The 22,466-nt window shown below is 51.1% G+C and carries 20 protein-coding genes and 1 other annotated feature (1 of these 21 only partly in view); all 20 genes read right to left on the bottom strand.

Going from position 1 to position 22,466, the window contains the following annotated elements; all coding sequences use genetic code 11:
- Positions 1–95: 95 nt before the first annotated feature.
- The 20 genes from mreD to K6T23_RS15435 all read right to left on the bottom strand — a co-directional run bounded on the left by mreD (position 96) and on the right by K6T23_RS15435 (position 22,313).
- Positions 96–617, bottom strand: coding sequence for a rod shape-determining protein MreD (gene mreD / locus K6T23_RS15340; protein WP_056535107.1), 522 nt, complete (start codon positions 615–617; stop codon positions 96–98).
- Positions 614–1,492, bottom strand: a complete 879-nt coding sequence (mreC, locus tag K6T23_RS15345; RefSeq protein ID WP_056535104.1) for a rod shape-determining protein MreC — start codon at positions 1,490–1,492, stop codon at positions 614–616. The genes mreD and mreC overlap by 4 nt, the downstream gene beginning before the upstream one ends.
- A gap of 157 nt (positions 1,493–1,649) precedes the next feature.
- A complete protein-coding gene (locus K6T23_RS15350; RefSeq protein ID WP_053426436.1) occupies positions 1,650–2,657 on the bottom strand; it encodes a rod shape-determining protein in 1,008 nt (335 codons plus the stop codon).
- Positions 2,658–2,899: 242 nt separating this feature from the next.
- On the bottom strand, positions 2,900–3,601 hold the full coding sequence (radC, locus tag K6T23_RS15355; RefSeq protein ID WP_053426435.1) for a RadC family protein: 702 nt from the start codon (positions 3,599–3,601) through the stop codon (positions 2,900–2,902).
- Positions 3,602–3,630: 29 nt separating this feature from the next.
- Positions 3,631–4,197 carry a Maf family protein gene (locus K6T23_RS15360; RefSeq protein ID WP_238281619.1) on the bottom strand — a complete coding sequence of 189 codons (567 nt, stop codon included), beginning with the start codon at positions 4,195–4,197 and terminating at the stop codon, positions 3,631–3,633.
- 145 nt (positions 4,198–4,342) lie between these two features.
- Positions 4,343–5,308: a hypothetical protein gene (locus tag K6T23_RS15365; RefSeq protein WP_238281621.1), complete on the bottom strand. Its 966-nt coding sequence runs from the start codon at positions 5,306–5,308 to the stop codon at positions 4,343–4,345.
- Positions 5,309–5,434: 126 nt separating this feature from the next.
- Positions 5,435–6,112, bottom strand: a complete 678-nt coding sequence (locus tag K6T23_RS15370; RefSeq protein ID WP_238281623.1) for a hypothetical protein — start codon at positions 6,110–6,112, stop codon at positions 5,435–5,437.
- On the bottom strand, positions 6,109–6,708 hold the full coding sequence (locus K6T23_RS15375) for a PilN domain-containing protein (RefSeq protein WP_238281625.1): 600 nt from the start codon (positions 6,706–6,708) through the stop codon (positions 6,109–6,111). The genes K6T23_RS15370 and K6T23_RS15375 overlap by 4 nt, the downstream gene beginning before the upstream one ends.
- Complete coding sequence (gene pilM / locus K6T23_RS15380) at positions 6,705–7,640, bottom strand: type IV pilus biogenesis protein PilM (protein ID WP_238281627.1); 936 nt, start codon at positions 7,638–7,640, stop codon at positions 6,705–6,707. Before pilM ends, K6T23_RS15375 begins: the two co-directional genes overlap by 4 nt.
- A gap of 14 nt (positions 7,641–7,654) precedes the next feature.
- Positions 7,655–8,398 (bottom strand): prepilin peptidase, encoded by a 744-nt coding sequence (locus tag K6T23_RS15385; RefSeq protein WP_238281629.1) that lies wholly within the window; start codon positions 8,396–8,398, stop codon positions 7,655–7,657.
- A 6-nt stretch (positions 8,399–8,404) separates the two neighbouring features.
- Positions 8,405–8,878, bottom strand: coding sequence for a prepilin-type N-terminal cleavage/methylation domain-containing protein (locus K6T23_RS15390; RefSeq protein WP_238281631.1), 474 nt, complete (start codon positions 8,876–8,878; stop codon positions 8,405–8,407).
- Positions 8,879–8,985: 107 nt separating this feature from the next.
- Complete coding sequence (locus K6T23_RS15395; RefSeq protein WP_238281633.1) at positions 8,986–10,197, bottom strand: type II secretion system F family protein; 1,212 nt, start codon at positions 10,195–10,197, stop codon at positions 8,986–8,988.
- Entirely contained in the window at positions 10,198–11,235 is a 1,038-nt protein-coding gene (locus tag K6T23_RS15400) for a type IV pilus twitching motility protein PilT (RefSeq protein ID WP_238281635.1), read from the bottom strand.
- A gap of 8 nt (positions 11,236–11,243) precedes the next feature.
- Positions 11,244–12,899, bottom strand: coding sequence for a GspE/PulE family protein (locus tag K6T23_RS15405; RefSeq protein WP_238281637.1), 1,656 nt, complete (start codon positions 12,897–12,899; stop codon positions 11,244–11,246).
- A gap of 13 nt (positions 12,900–12,912) precedes the next feature.
- On the bottom strand, positions 12,913–14,310 hold the full coding sequence (locus K6T23_RS15410) for a VanW family protein (protein ID WP_238281639.1): 1,398 nt from the start codon (positions 14,308–14,310) through the stop codon (positions 12,913–12,915).
- A gap of 13 nt (positions 14,311–14,323) precedes the next feature.
- Complete coding sequence (locus K6T23_RS15415) at positions 14,324–15,097, bottom strand: PRC-barrel domain-containing protein (RefSeq protein WP_238281641.1); 774 nt, start codon at positions 15,095–15,097, stop codon at positions 14,324–14,326.
- 15 nt (positions 15,098–15,112) lie between these two features.
- On the bottom strand, positions 15,113–16,309 hold the full coding sequence (locus K6T23_RS15420; RefSeq protein WP_238281643.1) for a hypothetical protein: 1,197 nt from the start codon (positions 16,307–16,309) through the stop codon (positions 15,113–15,115).
- A 174-nt stretch (positions 16,310–16,483) separates the two neighbouring features.
- On the bottom strand, positions 16,484–18,184 hold the full coding sequence (locus K6T23_RS15425) for a sensor domain-containing diguanylate cyclase (protein WP_238281646.1): 1,701 nt from the start codon (positions 18,182–18,184) through the stop codon (positions 16,484–16,486).
- A 100-nt stretch (positions 18,185–18,284) separates the two neighbouring features.
- On the bottom strand, positions 18,285–19,592 hold the full coding sequence (locus K6T23_RS15430) for a bifunctional folylpolyglutamate synthase/dihydrofolate synthase (RefSeq protein WP_238281648.1): 1,308 nt from the start codon (positions 19,590–19,592) through the stop codon (positions 18,285–18,287).
- A 75-nt stretch (positions 19,593–19,667) separates the two neighbouring features.
- Entirely contained in the window at positions 19,668–22,313 is a 2,646-nt protein-coding gene (locus K6T23_RS15435) for a valine--tRNA ligase (RefSeq protein WP_238281650.1), read from the bottom strand.
- 67 nt (positions 22,314–22,380) lie between these two features.
- Positions 22,381–22,466: a binding site (T-box leader), on the bottom strand (it continues 134 nt past the right edge of the window).

Below are 22,466 nucleotides of genomic sequence, written 5' to 3' on the forward strand. Positions count from 1 at the left end.
TTGGAAGGTACAGATTTGAAACAATTTCGCCCCTGCCGGCCGCTGAAGGATGGCAGGAGGAACAGACCCCTATGGAAGAGAAAGCCTGGCAGACTTTATTCGCCCAACCAAGCTTTTCTTCTGGATAATAAATAATGTTTGAATGGGATCGATACGATCAAATAGAAGACAATGTTCAGAACCAGGGTCGGCCACAATCTCCAGTCGACAAACTCCATGAACGTCAGATTCGTCCGATTGAGTATCACATAAATATAGTAGACGATGACTTCCAAGATCGATAGATTCACCACGGCAATCATCCCCAGGACAATGATGTTGTTGTGTAGCATCTTCATCATCTGCTGGGTCAGGACAACCATGAACGGGAACAGGATCAAATAGATTCCGTTGATCTCCGTGTAATAGATATCAAAAAAGAATCCGAAGATGAACCCGAACAATAAGGCCGTTCGGTACCGGTAAAAGGCACAGATCAAGATCAGGGTGATGACAAGGAAATGGGGAACCATTACCTTGTCCCCGAACCATGATTCCGTCTGGAAGAGATGAACGAAAAGGCTCTCACCATAAAACACCAACAGGGTGATGAGAGGGAGGATGAAGCGCCCGATCATTGCGCGTCACCCTCGGCATCGTCATCTTCTTCAGGAGGCGGCATGTCACGGTCGATGACCATGACGTGCTCGAGATGATAGAAGTCCGCCGACGGCTTCACGTAAGCCGTCTGGGTCAATCCATACTGATCCGGCTGCACGTCTGTAACCTCGCCGACGACAAGCCCTTTCGGGAACACGCCTCCGAGACCGGATGTAATGACCTTGGATCCTTTCTCAACCTTCACATCATTGACGATCTTTTTAATGAGAATCTGCTTCTTCTCCACATCATAGCCTTCGATCCATCCGTTCACATCCTGCTTCTCCCCTTGAATGATGGTGGAGATGCGGTTTTTCGTATTGTTGGTGGAGATCAACTCGATTGTGGATGAAAACTTATTGACGCTTTTCACTTTTCCGATGAGTCCCTTCGAGGAGATAACGGCCATATCGGATTTAATTCCGTTCACTTCCCCTTTGTCGATGGTCAGGAGTTCCTGCCAGCGATCCGGATTTCGGGCGATGACTGTCGCCTGAATTGGATTATAATCTGTCAGACTCTCTTTCTTATCAAGGACGTCCCTCAGCTCATCGTTATCCTGCTTCAGGTCCCTCACCTGCGTTTCAAGCTTCACGAGCTCATCCAGACGCGTTTTCAGTTTTTCGTTTTCTTTGTATGTATTTTGCAGATCCTTCAGGTTTTCGAATACTCCGCCGACATAATTCACAGGTTTTGAAACCAGCGACTGTCCGAATCCTACCATATCTTTACCAAACTGCTCCGGCCAGCTGATGTTGTCCCGCTCACGGAGGGAAAACCCGATCAGCCCGACTAAAACGATGACGCTCACCAATAAGATGATCAATCGTTTATTCAGGAAGAATTGTGGCATGACGTACACCTCAATCATTATCAAATTCTATTTAACTATACCAAATTTCGCTAGGGATTGATATTATTCACCAAAATATTCGCTGTTCGAAATAAAAAAGATGGGGCCGGTCCAATGGCAGCAACCCATTGGAGAACGTCCCCTCTTCAAGACAAACTTATTTATTGTTCCCTTTGAACAAATGGATGTGATCAAGGGCTTTACCCGTTCCGATGGCCACGCAGTCGAGTGGTTCTTCGGCGATCAATACAGGCATTTTCGTTTCTTCGCTGATGACCTTGTCTAGATTGCGGAGAAGGGCTCCCCCACCGGTGAGGACGATCCCACGGTCCATGATGTCGGCCGCAAGCTCAGGAGGCGTTTTTTCCAGCGTGCTCTTCACGGCATCGACGATCGTATAGACCGTATCACGCAGCGCCGCACCAATTTCTTCAGCAGAGATCTCAAGCGTTTTCGGCAGTCCAGTCAAAAGGTCACGACCGCGGATTTCCATGGTTTCGACACCGTCCGTTGCGCCGGCAGAGCCCACTTCCACTTTGATCGTTTCAGCTGTACGGTCCCCGATCATGAGGTTGTACGTTTTGCGGATGTAGTTGATGATTGCATCATCCATTTCATCCCCGGCCACGCGGATCGACTGGCTCGTCACGATACCACCGAGGGAAATGATGGCCACTTCCGTCGTACCTCCACCGATATCGACGACCATGCTTCCGGTCGGTTCCCATACAGGCAGGTTGGCACCGATGGCGGCAGCAAAAGGTTCTTCAATCGTATAGGCATCCCTTGCGCCCGCTTGACGCGTCGCATCGATGACCGCACGCTCTTCCACTCCGGTGATGCCTGAAGGGACACACACCATCACATAAGGCTTACGGGAGAACGCACTCTTATTCTTGTTCGCTTGTTTGATATAATATTTCATCATGGTGGCAGTCGTTTCGTAATCGGCGATGACACCGTCCTTCATGGGGCGTAGGGCCACGACGTTACCAGGTGTACGTCCTATCATGTTCTTCGCGTCATTCCCGACGGCAACGATCTGTTTTGAATCGGTTTGAAGGGCCACTACGGACGGCTCCCTCACAACAATTCCTTTTCCTTTTACATAGACGAGTGTGTTGGCGGTTCCTAAATCGATTCCTAAATCCTTTGTTCCAAACATTTCTGGTATCTCCCTTTCTACTGCTGATTCCAATTGGCATGTATGTGTTTTTTATAAAGAGAGCTGTCCGACTCTCTACACGTTGAATTTTCACAAGGTTCATTCGTTCATGCATAACGAAAAGACTCATTCTGGTGTGAATGACTCTTGATTCCTCATCCGTTACGTTTAAGAAACATGCTTACATTGTTTGCAAAAATCATAAGCTTTATTATACCGCAACTGGAGGAAAAATCCTAGTGTCATAAATACCCTTTTTCCTTTAAACTGATGAATTTTTTCTCGCCGATGATGAGGTGATCGAGGACGTCTATACCGATGATGCGGCCACATTCCACCAGTCGCTTGGTGACCTCGATATCTTCCCTGCTGGGGGTGGGGTCTCCAGAAGGGTGATTGTGGACGCATATGATGGATGCAGCTGAGCGGCGGAAGGCTTCCTTGAAGACTTCCCGGGGGTGTACGATGGAGGCATTCAGGCTGCCGATGAAGATGGTCTGCTTGTGGAGGACCTGATTCTTGGTATTGAGGTAGAGGCAAACGAAGTGTTCCTGAGAGAGGAATCGCATGTCGTTCATCACATAGTTTGCACCGTCCTCCGGGGATCGGATGCTGTAGCGATCATCGAATCCAAGGTTGCTGATGCGCCGACCGAGTTCGACGGCGGCCATGAGCTGGACGGCTTTGGCAAGGCCGATTCCATTAATGGACGTGATTTCTTCAAGGGAGGCATCTTTCAATAGGTTGAGGCCTTCGAATGAAGTAAGGAGGCGGTTCGATACCTGGAGGACGGATTCAGATTTCGTCCCCGTCCTAAGGAGGATCGCAATGATTTCCTGATTGGAGAGGCTTGCGGGTCCGCTTTGGATGAGCCGCTCCCTCGGGCGCTCATCCTGCGGGTAATCACGGATCATGAGTGATGGGGTTGATTCAACTTTGACCATGGTTTCCTCCTTCTAGTAAGGAGACGCCCTCAAGCTCGATAGCCCATTTCCGCTAGGGTCCTGTTCACCCTCGAGACAGGGAGGCCAACGACGGCATAATAATCCCCTTCGATCCCTTTGACAAACTTGGCGCCGATCCCCTGGATCCCGTAGGCCCCGGCTTTGTCGAAGGGTTCACCGGAAGCGATGTATCCGTCGATCTCACTTGGGGACAGCTCCCAGAATGTGACGGTGGTTCTTTCATAAAAACGGTTTACTTCACGGCCGTGGTGGATGGACACACCTGTATAGACGTCATGCGTGGAGCCGGACAGCTCCGTCAGCATGGCACGCGCATCGTCTTCGTCCTTCGGTTTCCCAAGGATCTTCCCGTCTTTGGTGACGACGGTATCGGAGCCGATCACAAAGGAATCCGGGTGTTCACCCGATACGGCTGCAGCCTTGATATCAGCGAGGTACATGACCACATCACCGGGCAACATGCCTTCTTCAAACGTTTCTTCTACTTGCGGGCTAAGGGTGGTGAATGAGAGTTGGATCTGCTTGAGGAGTTCTTTTCGTCGGGGAGATTGAGAAGCAAGAATGAGGCTTGACACACATACCAATTCCTTTCAGTGACAGTTTGGGAGATACAAGATTTATACTACCAAAACGACTCCCCCTTCACAAGCACGAAAAAGGGCATCTCCAAGGGGAAATGCCCGATTATTTCCTAGAAAATAGTCTCAACGCGTCGAACGGTCAGAGGCCACCATACTGTTCAACATATTTCAGCAGTTCCCCCTGGACCTCCCGGGCATCCTCCGCCGAAGAAATCGCCGCTGCTTTGGCAGAAGCTTCCTGCAGCGACTTCTTCATGCTAACAAAGCCCTCCTGCTCCACCTTGATCCCTTCCACTTCCTTGGCAGCCGTTTCGATCGCCTTCACAGAACCGGCCTCCATCTTACCTGAAACGACAGCAGCGCTGCTTGCCTTGGTAAGTTCTTGGAACAGACTTCCTCCTTTTTCAAGGAACGACTGCTCTCCCTTTGTTGCATTGATGCCTTTTGCCGACAGTTCAAAATCCTTTGCGTATACATCGACCCCGAGTTTTTTCACCTCTTCACCGAGGGCACGCGCGCTCGTAAGATCATCAGATACCCCGAGGATGAGGATCCACTGCCCGTCCTTCTCGATCTGAGCACCCGGGATCCCTTTTGTCGCCAGGGTTTCCTTCATGGAAACCAAAGCCTCCTCTTTGGAGAATACTCCTCCTTGGAGAATGGACGTTTTGAGCCCGTCCACTTCGACTGCTGCCACTTTGGAAGCGGTGGTTTCCTCCTGGGCGACGGGTTTTTCCTGAAGGGCGGCCGGAGCCGCGTCGCTTTCCGTTGCCGTGATCACCTTCAGCGTACCGAACCCCAGGACGGCCCCGACGACGATCGCCCCTATAAGGGACATGAGGAGATTGATCGAATCCTGGAAAGGGTTGCGGAAGGATTTTCGTTTTTTATTCTTACCAGACACATAGTTGATCTTTTTATACTCCTTCGGCGGCTGGAAATCACCTTCCGGAAGCACCCATTCAAAGTCCTTGTCGTCCACTTTTTCCTCTGCGGAGGCGATTTCCTCTTCAGCCCCCTTCCAGTCATGCACAGGAAGATCTTCGTCGAACGTCTTTTTTTCACCATTGATTTTAATCGAAACCTTGGACTTTTTCGCCATCATCACCGCCCTCCCTCATCTAGTTTTTTCCATGCTATCATATCCAAATAAAAAAAGAACAAGACTTTTGTCGTCTTGTTCTAAGAGGTTTTCGCCAATTTACGGAGGGTTTCCCCCGTTTCTGCCAACTTACTCTCCTTCAGTCGAATCCGGGAACTTCTGGAACGGATCATTCTTATGGGCGGAAGGAGGGGAATCTGTCGCTTTCCCATCCCCTTCTGTTGTTTCGGCCTCAGGAAGGAAAAATGTCGAGAAGGTGACTCCATACTCGATTTTTTCCGTTTCATCATTCATATTTTTCAATTCCTCGGGACCTTCCAGCGAGATTTCCTCGATTTCTAAAATCCTCTGCGTACGCTCCAATTCTTCGATGAAGCCCTCGATCATGAAGTAATCATCGGCCTCGAGGGTGAGGACGGCGGTGAGCTTCTGAAGTCCCGCCGGTGTTTCCACCGCCTCTCCTTCTGCTGCAGCCGCCATGGGTGATTCCGTGAAGTCCATCTTGGTGATCAAGCCTCCAGAAACGACCTCGGCTTTCTCGAGATCGATGAGGAGCTGATCCGTCATAGGTTTGACCGGAACCACCCTCTGCAGGGCAGCGGTCGTCTCCAATGAACCTCCCTTCATGGCTGTCAGCCGCTCATCCAGGACGCCGGTAAGCTTTTCTTCATTGGAGATCTCGGTGGTGAGCCTGTCTTTTTCCTCGCGAACGGGAAGATAAAAGAACCAATAAACCACCCAGACGAGGAGGGCAAAGAATACAAATGCGAGGGAGATGATGCTCCAATCCTTCCGTGTCAGCTTCATTCTCCCGCCTCCTCTTCATCCGCTGTCCCCTTGACGGCTTCACGGTCCAAGGTCAGGGCGTACCGTGCCAGATACCGGGGAAGAACCCTGGCATCAGCGTCCTCCCCCTCTTCGAGTGCCTCCGTCTCCACTCCAAGGAGCTTCACATCGCTCACGAGCTCGGTTGAGGAAATGCGTTCAAGATAATAGGCCGCCTCCCGGCTCGAATCGAACTGGATGCCAAGCTCCAGTGCACCTGCCCCGGTATAGGTGAATTCCTCGAGAAAGCCCCTTTCAGGAAGGGCATCGACCACTTCGCCAAGGACCGGAAGCATGGGCATGGGGTACCCCTCCGCCCATTTGACGGCCGCATCGAGATTGGTCCACGTGTCCAACGATTCCAGCTCTGCGATCTTTTCTTCCTTCTGGGCGCGGAGCTTCTGTTCCTGTGACAGCTGGGACGCCAAAGTATCCACTGCTCTCCCCTGATAGATTCCGAGGATCACAAAAGTGAGGATGAAGATCAGCCCCAAGGCGGCGATGGCGATGACCGCCTTCAGCCAGGAACTCTGTTTTCGTTCATCATGAGGTAATAGATTGATATCTACAAGCATCATCGCACCTCTTTCAGTCCCAAACCGACCGGAAGCAGGAACCGCGCAGGTACGGGCTCACCCGTATGGGCAGATTTCGCTTCACTCGCGATGTACCTTGATGGGACTTCCAACCGGTCGGCAAGCATCGTCTGATAGGATTCAGAGAGGATATGCTCTCCTCCTACGAACAGCTTCGTGATCATCGTCCCGTCATCGTGGAGGGTGTATCGGTAGAAGCTGATCACCTTTTCCACTTCCTTCAAGATTTCATCCGACTGGATGGGATCCATCACATCACTATTCCCACTTAGGGAAATATTCCTGAAAAACACGGGTTGATGGCGATGGAAGACGGAAACCGCGATGGACCCTTCATGGAAGAAAAGGACCATCTCATGGTCGTTCCCATCGGTCAGCTGAAGCAAATGAAGATAGCGGTACAGGGCAAGGGGGGAAATATCCGCTGCCACCGGCTTGAGGGAAGAGAGTTCAAGAAGATCCTGATAGTCGAGGACCGTCTTCTCCTCTGCTGCAATGAGAATCACTTCCTTCTTCCCGTCCTTCATCCCCGCGACAACGGCGTCGTAAAGGGGATGTTCGAACGGGAGATGAATACTGGTCCCGAGCTCCATGAACAAATGGCTTTCCACCTCATCATCCTGTACATCGGCCGGGATCATCACACGCCTGACGATCATCTGGGTGTTCGGAACGAGGAACTGGACGTGCTGCCTTGCAATTCCCCACTCCTCCACGCACTGCTCCATGAACGAGCGCAGGATTGCCGGCTCAAGGATCTTCCCGTTTGAAATGGTTCCCTCGGGAAGGCGCTTCTCCCCGTGCCGTTGGATATAGAGGGGGGACGTGCTTTTAACCTCTGCATAGCGCACCCAGTCGTTGCTGATGACAAGGGAAATTCTATTTTTCTTCTTCACGAACAGATTGGATAGCATGGCGATGACCCCTTTTAGATGAATAAAGACGAATACCAAAGCAGTACCTGGCGGCCATAAAACACGCTCACCAGTGTGCCGACGACGATGTACGGACCGAATGCGATGGGTTTGCCCCTCTTATAAAAGCCTGCGGCAAGGCCGATGATCCCGAATACCGCCCCGAACAAGGTGGCCAGGAAAAAGGCGAGGAGCATCCCTTTGGCGCCGAGGACAAATCCGATGACGGCAAAGAGCTTGATATCTCCACCGCCCATCCCTCCCCTGCTGATGACAGCGATGACCAGCAGGAGGGCAAAACCGGCCGCAGCTCCAAGAAGGCTGTCCCACCACAGATCAAGGGGAATGAACAAACGTTCCAGTATGAACATCAGGGCAAAAAATACGAGGATTCTATCGGGGATGAGCATATACGCGAGATCACTGACCGTAATAATCATGAATAGGGAAACAAGGGTGAGGGTGACAAGCAGCTCCGGCTGCCAACCGTATAGGTAATACGCAAAGGCAAAGAGCGCGCCCGTCGCAAATTCCATTAACGGATAAAGCGGAGAAATGCCCTCTTTGCATTGAGAGCACTTCCCCCTTTGAATGAGATACGATAGAACGGGAATCAATTCCCTGGCCGTCAGCCGGTGGCCGCAGGAGGGGCATGATGACCCTGGAGTGACGATGGACGTTTTCAACGGCACCCTGAGACCGACCACGTTGTAGAAGGAACCTAGGATGAGGCCGTATAGGAATAGAAGGATGATCATGGCTTGTTACTCTACAGCACTACGCTTTACTTCATCTAGTGCTTTATCATTAATTGATCTCTTTGATCCTTTTAAAGTAACTTTGTAAGTGAATTTTTCAGTACTTCCTGAATTTGCTGCGGGAGCAGTAATTTCAACTAGTGAAGTTGCCCTTTTATAGCCATTAGCATCTGTACTGTCCCCATCAGGATCTTTTAATGTATCAATATATCCGCCATCTTCTAATTGTTTGAGTGTTACTGTTTTTGGCGTCCCTGCTACCGGTCTCAATGATTCATCCGCAGCAACAGCCAACTTCGCCGAACTCACCATCTGCTTCGCATTCGCCACATGGGCATCTTTCTTCGAGTTGTCGATCAATCCGCCGATGCTCGGGATCGCGATGGCCGCGATGATGCCGAGGATGACGACTACGGCTAGAAGCTCGATAAGGGTGAGGCCGCGCTCATTTTTCAAACGTTGACGCAATTTCTTTAACATGGGAATTCCTCCTGATATTTTCTGGATTGCCAGTCGGACAATCTAGGACTATTATACAACATTAATTTTCATAAAATTATATATTTTTACATTTTAATAGGTATTTTTTAATAGTTTTGCACACTGTTGAAGATTTCAAACATCGGAACCATGATCGCTATGACAATAGTCCCGACCACTCCGGCCAGTACGACGATCATGAGGGGTTCAATCAAGGATTTAAGGCGGTCCGTGGCACTTTCGACTTCTTTTTCATAGAAGTCGGCGACCTTATCAAGCATCGTATCGAGGGCCCCTGTCTCTTCACCGATGGCAATCATCTGCGTGACGAGGGGAGGGAATGCCCAGTGGGCCTTCATGGGCTCTGTAAGGGATGACCCTTCTTCCAATGCCCTCCTCGATTGCGAGATGACCTTTGCCACCACTTCATTCTCGACGACCCGCTCCACGATCGACAGCGCCTGGAGTATGGGGACCGAGCTTGAGAATAGGGAGCTCAGGGTCCGTGTCATCCTGGCAAGGACGGCTTTTTGGAGCATCTTCCCGAATATGGGCAGCCTGAGGATCACGTAGTCGAGATGGTACTTCGTTTCCTTATTCTTTCTCAACAGGGCAATACCCAGGATAAGAAGGAATATGAGACCGATCAGGATGTACCAGAACCGCTGCATGAATTCGCTGGCGGAGATGACAAATTTGGTGATGGCCGGCAGCTCTCCCCCGAAGTCGATGAACATGTCGACAAAGGTCGGGACGACGGAGGTCAGGAGATAGATGACGACACCGAGGGCAAGGACGGCGACGACGGCCGGATAGGTAAGGGCCGATACGATCTTCTGTCTCGTGGCATGCTGTTTCTCGTAGTGCGTGGCCAGTCCGTCAAGAGTTTCATCGAGGCTCCCCGACGCCTCCCCCGCCCTCACCATATTGATGAGGAGGGGCTCAAAGATCCTCCCATGCTTCCCGAGGGCTTCTGAGAGGGGATGTCCTCCCCTGAGGTTCTCTTCCACCTCACCCAGTGCCCTTGACAGTGGCTTGCTCTCCGTCTGGCGCGAAAGGATGTGGGTCGCATCCACGACGGTCACTCCCGCCTGGAGCAAGGTGGCGAATTGCCGCAGGAAGATGAGGAGGTGGCGAAGCTTGACCGGATTCCCGATGGCCAGATCCTTGGTCAGGAGAGTCTCCGGGAGCTCGTCGATCCCGATCACCCTCACCTCGAGCTTTTTCAGCTGCAGGAGGGCCTCCCGCTTGTTTGACGCCGTGACGACACCGTTCTTAGGACCCGAGCGGTCGCGGCCCGTATATTTGAACCTCGCCATCTACGCCCCCTCCCGGATATAGGGCAGCGCCATTTCCTTGGAGACGATCCCCGCCTCGTACAGTCCCTGGACGCTGTCGCTCATAAGATGCATGCCCGAAGCCCGCGACGTCTGCATGACGTTTTGGATTTGATGCACTTTCTCCGAACGGATGAGGTTGGCCACTGCCGCATTATTCAACAGAAGCTCCGTCGCAGCTCGGCGGCCTTTCCGGTCCACGGTCGGGAACAGGCGCTGCGAAAGGATGCCCGTCAGGACGGACGCAAGCTGGACGCGGATCTGTGCCTGTTGCTCAGGCGGGAACACGTCCACGATGCGCTCGATGGTTGCCGGCGCACTGGAGGTATGAAGGGTCGCCAGCACGAGGTGACCCGTCTCCGCAGCCGTGATGGCCGTATGGATCGTTTCAAGGTCCCTCATTTCCCCCACAAGGATGATGTCGGGGTCCTGCCTCAGAGCGCTCCTCAATCCTCTGGAAAAAGAACCCGTATCAAATCCGACCTCCCGCTGATCGATGATGGAACTGCCGTGGCGGTGAAGATACTCGATGGGGTCCTCCAGGGTGATGATATGCTTCCTCATCGTCCTGTTCATATGATCGATGATGGAAGCTAGGGTCGTCGATTTCCCGCTGCCCGTCGGTCCCGTCACGAGGAAGAGGCCCTGGGGCCTTCCGGCGATCCCTTTCAGCGCATGGGGAAGGAACAGGTCCTCCATTGTCGGAATCGATGTCGGAATCACCCGGATGGCCAGGGACACGCAGGAGCGCTGCCGGAAAGCATTGATCCTGAACCGGGATACACCTGGGATGCCATATGAGAAATCAAGTTCGCCTGCTTCTTCAAAGCTCGTATACATGGGCGGGGCGATCAAGGCTTTGGCCATCCCCTCGGTCGTTTCCGGGGAGAGGGCATCCTTCCCGTACCGTTTCAGGTCCCCGTGGATGCGGAATACCGGCGGCGCCCCGACGGTCAGGTGGATGTCCGAGGCCCCGAGTTCATACGCGCTTCTGAGGAGCGCATCTATTTTATCTTTCATGTTTTCACCTACTCTGCTATTGAAACTCGTAACACTTCTTCCGTTGTCGTCAATCCCTGTTTCACCTTCAAAAGTCCATCATCCACAAGGAATATGGTTTTGTTGCGTACGGCGAGCTCCCGCAGTTTCGAAATCGGCTCGTCGTTCAGGATGACTTTCTTCATTTCTTCATTCATCATGAGAATTTCATGGATCGCGATCCTCCCCTTGTACCCCGTCATATTACAGGAGGAGCATCCGGTTCCACGGGTGATGGTCTCGATCTTCATACCCCTTTTGGCGAAGATCCCGATTTCTCGGGCAGTGGCCGGTACGACCTCCTTGCAGTCCCGGCAGACTCTGCGGATCAACCGCTGTGCGACGACTCCGCTCAGGGAAGACGCGACAAGGAACGGCTCCACCCCCATGTCGAGAAGACGGGTGATGGTGGAGATCGAATCATTCGTATGAAGGGTGCTCAGGACGAGATGCCCCGTGAGGGATGCGCGGATCGATACTTCGACCGTTTCTTTGTCACGGATTTCCCCTACCATGATCACATTGGGATCCTGGCGTAGGATCGCCCTGAGCCCCTTCGCGAACGTCAGGCCGACCTGATGGTTCACAGATATCTGATTGATACCTTCAAGCTGGTACTCGACGGGATCTTCCACGGTGATGATGTTCACTTCTTCACTGTTAAGATGATTGAGTGCCGCATAGAGGGTCGATGATTTCCCCGACCCAGTCGGCCCCGTGATGAGGACGATGCCCGTAGGCTGTTTGATCAGATTCATGAACCGCTGGTGATTCACTTTATTGAAGCCGAGCTTTTGTAGGTCATTGAGCTGCGAGCCGAGATCAAGGAGTCGAAGGACGATTTTCTCACCATAAACGGTCGGGAGGGTGGAAACCCTGAGATCGATTGGGTGGACATCGACATTCGCCTTCATCCTGCCGTCTTGTGGAACCCTGAACTCCGTGATATCGAGGTTGGCCATGATCTTCAAGCGGGCAAGGAGCATGCTCTGCATATGCTTGGGAAGATTCCGCTCTGTCCGGAGGATGCCGTCGACCCTGAAGCGGATCGCCACCTTGGTTTCCTGTGGATCAATATGGATATCACTCGCCTTTTGCGTCACCGCATTGGAGAGGATCTGATTCACCAGGCGCACGATGGGCGACTCCGCATCGGTCACGGACGGCTCATCGACCTGCACCTGCTCCTCACGGAAAAGCTCTTCGAACCCTTCTTCAAGGTCATAATATTTATTGATGACCTTGAGGATATCATCCTTCGTCGCGATCGCCGGCTCGATTTTAAAACCTGTCGCTAATCGCAAATCTTCAATGGCGTAGAAATCAAGGGGGTCATTCATGGCCACAAACAGGCGGTCCCCCTCTGTCTTGAGCGGAATCATCAGCGTCCTTTTGGCCGTCTCCTTCGGGATCAGGTGAAACAGGTTCGCCTCGAACGGATAGCGATACAGGCTGACGTGGGGAATACCGAGCTGAAACTCCAGCACTTCGATGAGCTGCTGCTCCGTGATGAAGCCTTTCTGTAGGAGGGCATCTCCCGTCTTCTGACCCTTCACTTTGTCGGCAAGCGTTTCCTGAAGCTGCTCTTCAGAGATGATCCCCGCTTCGACCAGGAGATCCCCAAGCCTTTTCCGGGTTGTCGTCATGGATTACCCTCCTTCACTTTTCTTCCTTTTTCTTTTTCGGGGCGGTTTTCACATCGGATGAATGCTTCTTATCCGTTGTTCCATTTTTGTTATCGTCTGTTGATTGCTGCTCATCCATTGTGCTTTCTTCCTCACCGGAAGCGGCGTCTGTATCCCCTTCAATCTCGGGGGAATCTTCCCGGATGGCTTCCGTGCTTCCTTCACTGTCCGTTTCACTGCTTCCATCTTCATTTTCCTGATCCTGGACGGATACCTCGTCCGATAGGGTTACATCCGTTTCAGCGGTGTTAAGCGGCCAGATTTCCACGCGATTTGTCGGTGCGTAAAAATCTTCACTGACTCGCTCTTCATCGATCACATCTCCGTCGGAAGAATACTTATCCCGGTAGACGGTGATCAGCCGTCCCTTCTTGCCTTCCTGTGTGGTCGCAAGGACCCCCTGGGGGATGAAGGCGCTGAACTGCTTCACGACGCGCGGAGGATATTCCTTCTTCCCGGTCGTCCTCACCTTGTATTCATACGGGCTCGCCATGCCGGAAATCTGTGCCTTCAACGTATTGTCATGGAGGGAGAAGGTCACCGTATAAGCTGAATCACGTGCATTCATGAATACGAGATCCTGTCCTGTGACAGGATTCACCCTCGCTTCAAGACCGAGGGTTGCATAAGGCGGAAGAACTGTGGAGATATTGCGCTCGGCAATCGCCAGGTCTGTGTGCAAAATCAGCTCGTACAGCAAGGAAGCGACCGGACCGAGATCGTCGGGAGAACTCACTGAAGAACCATTTGAATCGAGAAACTCCAGGAACGAAAATCGTGCATTCGCAGGGATATCGATCACAGGATTGGCGTCAACGAACGCTGAAAGCCCCGGAGTGACATCGACCTTATCGAGCTCCCCTGCGTAGAAGACATTTTCTTCCCCTTCGAAGTACTCATCCAGATCGATCGTTCCCTCCACCTTCAGCATGGACGTGGCAGCCATGATTTCTTTCTGAAGTCCCGGGAACTGATCCAGGTGATATCCTGGGAATTGTTCTTCGATGAAGCCTTTCAACCCGGCTTCATCGACGGAAACGATTAATGGAGAATTCCCCTGTTCCTTCAGTGCCCCGACAGATTCTTTGAAATGGAATGCGATGGCATCGGAATCCAGAAGGACGTCCCGGCCATCGAATGAGAGCATGATTTCCTGCTCCCCCTTCCACGACTCGACCTTCGTTTCAAGAAGCTTTACGGCCTGCTTCCTTGTTTTCCCCGACAGGTCCACCGATGCTGCCTCTGCGTTTTGTATGAACGAAACCGAGGTTATTTTTTCATAAAGGAAAACACCGAGCTGCGATACACCGACGTATAAAACGGTCATGATGAACATAGGTGCCAATAATTGGATCAGGCGCCGATTTTTCATCTGATGCGCCCCCTTATCTGATGTTCATGGTCAATTCAACAAAGACGGATGGACCCGCTTCCTTGACCGATTGGATGTTCGTCCGGGTCAGCTCCGCACCCTTCGGTATGAGCAGTTCCCCTTCGAGACTGAATATATCATCTGCCGTCTGTCTTCCGACGAGAAGTTCCATTTGCCTGTTTTCGATGTCCTTCAGCCCGTCAGCCTGCGTGGCAGCTGCTTCCTGCATGACAACCGGTTCCTGCATGACAACGACTTCCTGCGGCGTCGAAATGTCTTTCACTTCCACTTCCACTTCTACGAGGGTTTCCCGGAAGTACTCGGCAGCATCCTCTTTCACGATGACGATATCCTTTCCCCACGTCAGCACATGAGGGGAGTCCAGATAGTACGTGTCACTCTTACTTTTCACTTCGAGGGTCCGGATCGCGCCGCTCTCATCGTCCACATGGAACTCGACGATTTCACCGATCATCTGTCCCTTCCTCGTCATGAGGCGGGCATCTGTCACCCGGATCTTTTTGTTCACAAGGGAGTTGGCAATGGGGATTTCATTCAGGTCGATGACGGCATTCTCATGTTCCACTGTGACGGCGTATTCACCGATCCCCACGACCTTTTTGAACGGGATCGCCCTTACGCTGATCTGCCAGTCTTCATGCTCCACTGTCAGGAAATCGACTGATCCTTTCTCAGGGTTGACAACAAGGGAGCGGACCTTCCCGATTTCACTGCCGTCCGAAATGTTGATGATGGGTAGGGATTGGATTTCAGTACTCTTTTTCATTGATATTCTCCTATTCTAGTTCATTTGATTTTGGGCATATTGCTTTATATGGCTAAGTTCTTCCGACAGGTATCCATAGGAATGGAAGCGGTCTTCGATCCCGGTGACAAAGGTCGAACACTTCTCAAACTGAGCGTGCGCAAGATAATGATCAATCAAGATCTTGGCAAACGTGTAATAATCACGGTCATGGAGGGCCGGATGCAGATAGGAACTCACCAGCTCGTGAAATGCTTCTTCCGGGAGGGACGTTTCTGATAAGGCGATAATCTCCAGCATCGTCTTCATGATGGGCCCGTCAATGCGCGACCGGGACACCGGCTCCTCCTGTAGATCCTCCCATTCTTCATGAGAGGGATTGTCTTCGAGGCTTTCTTCGAGAAGGAGGTGGTCCTCCTCTTGCGGACTGGCATCAACTCTATCTTCTTCAAGAATACCGCCCGTCTCCTCTTCTATTACCAGAGGCTCTTCTTCGAGCATCTCGTTTGAAAGGTCCTCGAGCTCTGGAACCGATACAGACAGCTGACCGTCTTCCTGCCCATCCGCACTGTTTCCTTCTTCAAAGAGCTCGTCCATATACGTAGCGATCGAATCGTCTTCCTGTACGTCTTGAAGGGGAGGCTCCACGGGCTGGATGAACATCAGTTCAGGGACTTCTTCCGATCCCTCAGCCGGTTCGGCATTATCAAACCATGAACCCAGCATGAGCTCATCCTCTTCCAATTCAAGTTCATCATCCAACACGGAAGTTTCAGGATCCATCCCTTCATTCACGGATTCCACAAACCATTCGCTTTCGTCATCTTCCACTTCCAAAGGCTGCTGAACCTGGACTGTTGCAGCCACCTCTGAAACCGCTTCTGTTTCCTCACGCGTTTCTTCCTTCACACTATGTATGATAGGTTCTGTTTTATCCGGCTCTTTCACATCGTTCAATATCCCTGCCATGGCACCATCTCCTGCCGGCACTAAGCTCCTGAACAAGCCTGATACCCGCTGATCGATGAGATAGGCCATCAGGCACACGGTCACTGCCAGCATAAGCAGGATCATCCAAAGGGGATAGGTGGCAGAAGCCGCCGCACCGACCACGGAAAGGAGAAAGGTACTCGAAGCGACAAGATGCTTCCCTTTCAGTGATAATCCCATGGGAACCACATACAGGATGGGGATCAGTATGATGGCGGTGATGCAGATAAATAGATAAGCCACTTTCCTCACAACTCCTCTATAAGTAAGTAAAAAGATTCATCCGATTCCAATATAATCCTAGTCTATCTCATATATGGGTATTTTGGAATATGATAATAGGCTTATATGAAAAAAGATCAAAAAAACTCACCTTTTGTAAAAAAAAGAAACGCGGCCAATCAGCCGCGTTTCATCTCACTTCACATATTGAGCAACCCGGTTCCGTCCAAGTTGCTTTGCACCTGTATAGAGCGCCCGGTCTGCGTGCCTGATCAGTGCCAGTGGATCATCTGCATCTACCGGTGCCGTCGCAACCCCGATGCTAGCCGTGATCCTTACCATCTTCCGCCTGTCCTGACCATTGAGGGAATCATGAAGAAGGAATGGAGTATCTGCAATGTGCCGACGGACTTTTTCCGCTATCTGGAACGCCTCCTGATTTTCGACATCAGGCAGAAGGATCACGAACTCTTCACCGCCGTAACGGGCGACGGTCCCGGCGACGCCGATCAATTCCACGAGATGGTTCGAAAGTCCCTTCAGAATTTCATTCCCTCCCTGATGTCCATACGTATCATTGATGGTCTTGAAATGATCCAGGTCAAGCATGATAAGGGACAGGCACCGGCGCTGGCCGCTCTCCAGATAATTGAATTCCAGTGCGAGAAGATCTTCGAAGTACCGATAATTGTAAAGGTCTGTGAGGGCACATCGTTCGCTATTATGCTTGGTCATTTCATGATGACGCGCATTTTCCATGGCCACGCCGAAATAAGAGCAGAGAATATCCACAATCATGAGCTGCATTTTTTCATATGCCTTTTTCTTCGACGTCGCAAGAAGCAGGATCCCCCTAACTTTCTGATTCCTCACGATGGGGACGCACAGGACGCTTTCCACGTTTTCTGGCATGTAGCCCTGGGCAATATCCTGCCATTCTTTCTTAGACGTGAAGAGCATGGATTCGCCGCTGTCCCACACCCTGCCGCTGATGCCTTCCCCTTTCTTCAAAGGGGGCAGATCATTCGGCATGCGCCGGCCATTTTCCACCCTTCGGATCAAAACGAGATCCGGGTCATAGCAATCGAGGATGTATGCATACTCGACAGGGAGCGTAGAGGTTATTTTCTCGATGAAGATATCCAATACTTCACTCACCTTAAGCCTCTCCGTGAGCTGGTGACCAATTTCACCGGCTTTTTGTAAATAGAGATTGATTTTTTCAGAAGAATTATACAGCTTCATGATGATGACAAGACTTATGAACGGGACTCCAATTAAGAGAGAAGCATATCCCCCAATTTGGAAGGTAAGATAGTAAAAAGAGAGAGCAATAGGCATCATGATGAGGTTAGAAATGCCATCCCATATAAAGTCTTTGCTATAGAATGGGATCGATGCTTTGGCTATGTATTTCAAATAGCTAAACAGGAGGATCTGGTTAATAAGTACAGAAGCTACTTGATAGAAAAAGATTGGGATAATAAGGGTCTCTAAACCCATTGAACCGACGACCCCGCCTACTTCATAGAAAAGAAGGCCACTGAAAAAAGATACAAGGAAGAACATCGTGGAATTCAACGGTATCCGGTGCCAATCCTGTTTTGCCACTCTTAACCGGAATACAAAAGGGATGACCGACAGTTGCATGAGTAAAATTTCTATAAAAAGCCCGAATTGAATGAATGCGGCTAAGGCAACCCACTGAAAAAGGAAAATCATCGTACCATTTACAACAATCGGCAATAAAAGGATGACAGTAGAAAATACAACAAGACTAACGAGTGTTGCTTCATTTCCTTCTACATTCTCAGGTGGATAATGAATATAGGTGAAATATAAGCCTGCTGGTACAACAGCAAGCCAAATGATCACAAATAATACTTTTTTACTCAACGAAAGCGGCATGGCCATCCCTCACAATATTCTGATCTCTTGCTCATCTAGTTAAATAGTCACAAGTTTACGAATATTTTATCAGAGTACCCTATTAAAGTCACTTATTAATTCTATTATTTTCTAATTTTTTCAATAAATATGGTTTTACTTCCGATAAGAAGTAGAGTGATCCGGTGATGAGGAGGACTTCCACTTCCTTTGGAGTGGCAACATATTCATCCACAAAATGCTTCCAATCGCCTTCAACCGTTCCCCCGCCTGCCAGTTCGCGCAGTTCACTGCCGGAAGCAGCCCTCGGGAAGTCAAATTGCGTGAGAACCAGGTGATCGACGGCGGTTTTCAGCGGTTCGATCATCGGCTTCAAGTCTTTATCCTTGAGGGCGGCGAACAAACTGGATACACGCCTTCCTCGGAATCGCTCCTGAATTGTGGAGACGAGTGCCGCCACGCCTTCTGGATTGTGGGCGCCATCCAGGAAGATCAATGGGGTATCCGAAACCTTTTCCATCCTTCCAGGCCAGTACGCCTTCAGGAGTCCCCGTTTCACATGACCCGGATCAATCCGGAACCCATGTTCACCGAGAAGCCCAGCTACTTTTATGGATACGGCGGCATTTCGCACCTGATGCATCCCGATCATGGTCATATCGAACGATTCTGTAGCGCCACCCTCTTCATAGCGGAACCGTTCCCCGTCAGGTAAATGTTCCATGGAGACGGCCGAAAATCCTTCTCCCAATACGTGGAGTTGGCTATCTTTCTGTTCTGCTTGCTCAGAAATGACGGCAGCGGCTTCGGGTTGTGATACCCCCGATACGACCGGGACACCTGCTTTGATGATCCCTGCTTTTTCAAAAGCGATGTCCCCCAGTGAGTTCCCCAAGAACTGCATGTGGTCCATCCCGATGCTCGTAATGACGGAAACGAGTGGGGTGATGACGTTGGTGGAATCGAGTCTCCCTCCGAGTCCGACTTCCTCGAGTACGATGTCGGGTGTTTCATATTCGGCAAAATACAAGAAATTCATGGCCGTGATCACTTCGAATTCCGATGGTCCCCCCCATTCGGAATCCTCCATTTCCTCTGCAATCGGTTTTACGCGTTCGACGAGAGAAGTCAGGGCTTCATCGGATATCGGAACCCCGTTCATGCTGATCCGCTCATTGAATCTCTCGAAATACGGAGAAGTGAACGTCCCCACTGTGTAGCCCGCTTCCTGGAGCATATTCCGTAAGAAAGTGACCGTGGACCCCTTTCCATTCGTCCCTCCGATATGGACGGTCCGGATTGTTTGATGGGGGTTTCCAAGCTTCTCAAGAAGCTCCTCCATTCGCTGCAAACCGGGTTTGATACCGAGGCGCAAGCGTGAATGAATCCAACTTACCGCATCTTCATACTGCATCATACTGGTGGTCCTCCTTGTCTTCGTAAAGAAAAAGAGGGCTGATCGGTCATCAGCCCTCTTGTCTTTGCGGTGTGATTATACCGTCTTCAACTCTTCGATCCGGGCCTTAACCGTGGCCTGTTTCTCCAAGTAGTCCTGTTCTTTTGCTTTTTCTTCATCCACTACTTTTTGAGGCGCCTTGCTTATGAATCGTTCGTTGCTCAGCTTCCCTTGTACGCGTGATACTTCCTTCGTCCATTTGTCGAGCTCTTTCTCCAGGCGTGCGATCTCTTCATCGATGTTGATGAGGCCTGCAAGTGGAAGGAACAGCTCAACTCCCGTCACGACAGCTGTCATCGCTTTTTCAGGTGCAGATGCATCAGTGGATAGCTCAAGGGATTCCGGATTACAGAAACGCTCGATGTAGGCCGCATTCTTCTTAAGAACCGCAAGCGTTTCTTCATCTTTCGCCTTCAGCATGAGTTTGATCTGCTTGCTCATCGGCGTATTCACTTCTGCACGGATATTCCGTACCGCACGGATGATGTCCACGAGAAGCTTCATTTCTTCAGCAGCTGCATCATCCGTAAGGGCTGAATCGACTTCCGGCCAGGCAGCCACGGTGATGGATTCGCCTTCATGCGGCAGGTTCTGCCATATTTCCTCGGTAATAAACGGCATGAACGGGTGAAGAAGTCTCATCGTGTTGTCGAGAACATAGGCAAGGATCGAACGAGTCGTCTTCTTCGCGGCTTCGTCTTCCCCGTAAAGAGGCAGCTTCGCCATTTCGATATACCAGTCACAGAAATCATCCCAGATGAAGTTATAAAGGATGCGCCCCACTTCACCGAACTCATACTTGTCGGCAAGGCGTGTAACGGTTTCGATCGTCTCATTGAGACGGGTGAGGATCCATTTGTCTGCCACCGACTTTTCACCGGAAAGGTCGATTTCGTCATAGGTCATGCCGTCCATATTCATCAAGGCGAATCGGGAAGCATTCCAGATCTTGTTGGCAAAGTTCCAAACGGATTCCACCTTTTCGAAGGAGAATCTCAGATCCTGACCAGGCGAGCTTCCTGTCGAAAGGAAGTAGCGCAGGGCATCGGCTCCGTATTTCTCGATGACATCCATGGGATCGACGCCGTTTCCGAGGGATTTACTCATCTTGCGGCCATCGGCATCGCGCACGAGACCGTGGATCAATACGTCTTTGAATGGGCGTTCATTCGTGAATTCAAGTCCCTGGAAGATCATGCGGGATACCCAGAATCCGATGATGTCATAGCCCGTCACGAGGGTATTGGTCGGATAGTAGCGTTTGAAGTCCTCTGCTTCAAGATCCGGCCATCCCATTGTAGAGAACGGCCATAGCGCCGAGCTGAACCATGTATCCAGGACATCTTCCTCCTGCACCCAGTTTTCAAGATCTTCAGGTGCTTCATGGGCAACGTGGATCTCTCCTGTTTCCTTATGGTACCAAGCCGGGATGCGGTGACCCCACCATAGTTGACGGGAAATACACCAATCACGCGTATTCTCCATCCAGCGAAGGTAGCTCGTTTCGAAGCGGTCCGGAACGAAATTCACCTTCTCTTCCCCGTCCTGAAGCGTCACGGCTTTCTGGGCAAGGGGATCCATTTTCACGAACCATTGTGTGGACAGGTACGGTTCAACAACGGCTCCGCTTCGCTCAGAATGACCGACAGAGTGAAGATGCTCTTCGATTTTGAAGAGGACGCCGTCTTCCTGGAGATCTTTCACAATTTGCTTACGGCAGTCGAAACGGTCCATACCAGAGTACTTGCCGGCTTTTTCGTTCATGGACCCGTCTTCATGCATCACGAGAATGCGCTGCAGGTCATGGCGGTTGCCGATTTCGAAGTCATTCGGGTCATGGGCAGGTGTGATCTTCACTGCACCCGAACCGAATTCCATGTCCACATAGTCGTCTCCGACGATCGGGATCTCACGCCCTGTGATCGGAAGGATCACGGTTTTACCGATGAGATGCTTGTAGCGGTCATCTTCAGGGTGAACGGCAACGGCTGTGTCACCGAGCATCGTCTCAGGACGCGTCGTGGCGATTTCGATATGACCGGAACCGTCGCTCAATGGGTAACGCATGTGGTAGAAGGCACCTTGAACGTCCTGGTGGATAACCTCGATATCCGAAAGGGCCGTTTTCGTTGCCGGGTCCCAGTTAATGATGTATTCACCGCGATAAATGAGCCCTTTGTTGTAAAGGTCGACGAATACTTTACGTACGGCATCGGATAATCCTTCATCAAGGGTGAAGCGCTCACGGCTGTAATCGAGTCCGAGACCGACCTTCGCCCACTGCTCGCGGATATGGGAAGCATATTCTTCTTTCCAGTTCCATGTTTCCTCCACGAACTTTTCACGGCCGAGGTCATAGCGTGAGATGCCCTGATTTCGCAGCTTCTCATCTACTTTTGCCTGTGTCGCGATCCCCGCGTGGTCCATCCCCGGTAGCCAGAGGACGTCGTAGCCCTGCATACGCTTCATGCGAGTCAGAATGTCTTGAAGTGTCGTATCCCACGCATGACCAAGGTGAAGCTTTCCGGTTACGTTCGGAGGCGGGATGACGATGCTGTAAGGTTCTTTTCCTTCATCAGGTGTCGCTTCAAAGAACTTCCCATCGATCCACCACTTGTAGCGGCCATCCTCGATCGCCTTCGGATCATATTTTGTCGGCATTGATAATTCTTGATTTTCCATTGGTTTTCCTCCATTTCGTGCATGCATGCGGGCCTTTGATACACATAAAAAGATCCCCCGTCCTATAAAAAAGGACGAAGGATCTCTCATTCGCGGTACCACCTTAATTCCCGGGTTTCCCCAGGCTCTCAAAGACCCATAACGGCTTTTCAC

It is taken from the genome of Rossellomorea marisflavi (assembly GCF_022170785.1).
Lineage (GTDB): Bacteria > Bacillota > Bacilli > Bacillales > Bacillaceae_B > Rossellomorea > Rossellomorea marisflavi_B.

Bases quoted from the DNA above. Each gene is read 5' to 3' on its own strand.
- K6T23_RS15435 (WP_238281650.1), bottom strand. From the start codon at position 22,313: ATGGAAAATCAAGAATTATCAATGCCGACAAAATATGATCCGAAGGCG.
- K6T23_RS15385 (WP_238281629.1), bottom strand. From the start codon at position 8,398: ATGATCATCCTTCTATTCCTATACGGCCTCATCCTAGGTTCCTTCTAC.
- K6T23_RS15395 (WP_238281633.1), bottom strand. From the start codon at position 10,197: ATGGCGAGGTTCAAATATACGGGCCGCGACCGCTCGGGTCCTAAGAAC.
- K6T23_RS15370 (WP_238281623.1), bottom strand. From the start codon at position 6,112: ATGAAGCTGACACGGAAGGATTGGAGCATCATCTCCCTCGCATTTGTA.
- K6T23_RS15365 (WP_238281621.1), bottom strand. From the start codon at position 5,308: ATGATGGCGAAAAAGTCCAAGGTTTCGATTAAAATCAATGGTGAAAAA.
- K6T23_RS15350 (WP_053426436.1), bottom strand. From the start codon at position 2,657: ATGTTTGGAACAAAGGATTTAGGAATCGATTTAGGAACCGCCAACACA.
- K6T23_RS15405 (WP_238281637.1), bottom strand. From the start codon at position 12,899: ATGACGACAACCCGGAAAAGGCTTGGGGATCTCCTGGTCGAAGCGGGG.
- mreC (WP_056535104.1), bottom strand. From the start codon at position 1,492: ATGCCACAATTCTTCCTGAATAAACGATTGATCATCTTATTGGTGAGC.
- K6T23_RS15410 (WP_238281639.1), bottom strand. From the start codon at position 14,310: ATGAAAAATCGGCGCCTGATCCAATTATTGGCACCTATGTTCATCATG.
- K6T23_RS15390 (WP_238281631.1), bottom strand. From the start codon at position 8,878: ATGTTAAAGAAATTGCGTCAACGTTTGAAAAATGAGCGCGGCCTCACC.
- K6T23_RS15415 (WP_238281641.1), bottom strand. From the start codon at position 15,097: ATGAAAAAGAGTACTGAAATCCAATCCCTACCCATCATCAACATTTCG.
- K6T23_RS15430 (WP_238281648.1), bottom strand. From the start codon at position 19,592: ATGATGCAGTATGAAGATGCGGTAAGTTGGATTCATTCACGCTTGCGC.
- K6T23_RS15400 (WP_238281635.1), bottom strand. From the start codon at position 11,235: ATGAAAGATAAAATAGATGCGCTCCTCAGAAGCGCGTATGAACTCGGG.
- K6T23_RS15375 (WP_238281625.1), bottom strand. From the start codon at position 6,708: ATGATGCTTGTAGATATCAATCTATTACCTCATGATGAACGAAAACAG.
- pilM (WP_238281627.1), bottom strand. From the start codon at position 7,640: ATGCTATCCAATCTGTTCGTGAAGAAGAAAAATAGAATTTCCCTTGTC.
- radC (WP_053426435.1), bottom strand. From the start codon at position 3,601: ATGGTCAAAGTTGAATCAACCCCATCACTCATGATCCGTGATTACCCG.
- mreD (WP_056535107.1), bottom strand. From the start codon at position 617: ATGATCGGGCGCTTCATCCTCCCTCTCATCACCCTGTTGGTGTTTTAT.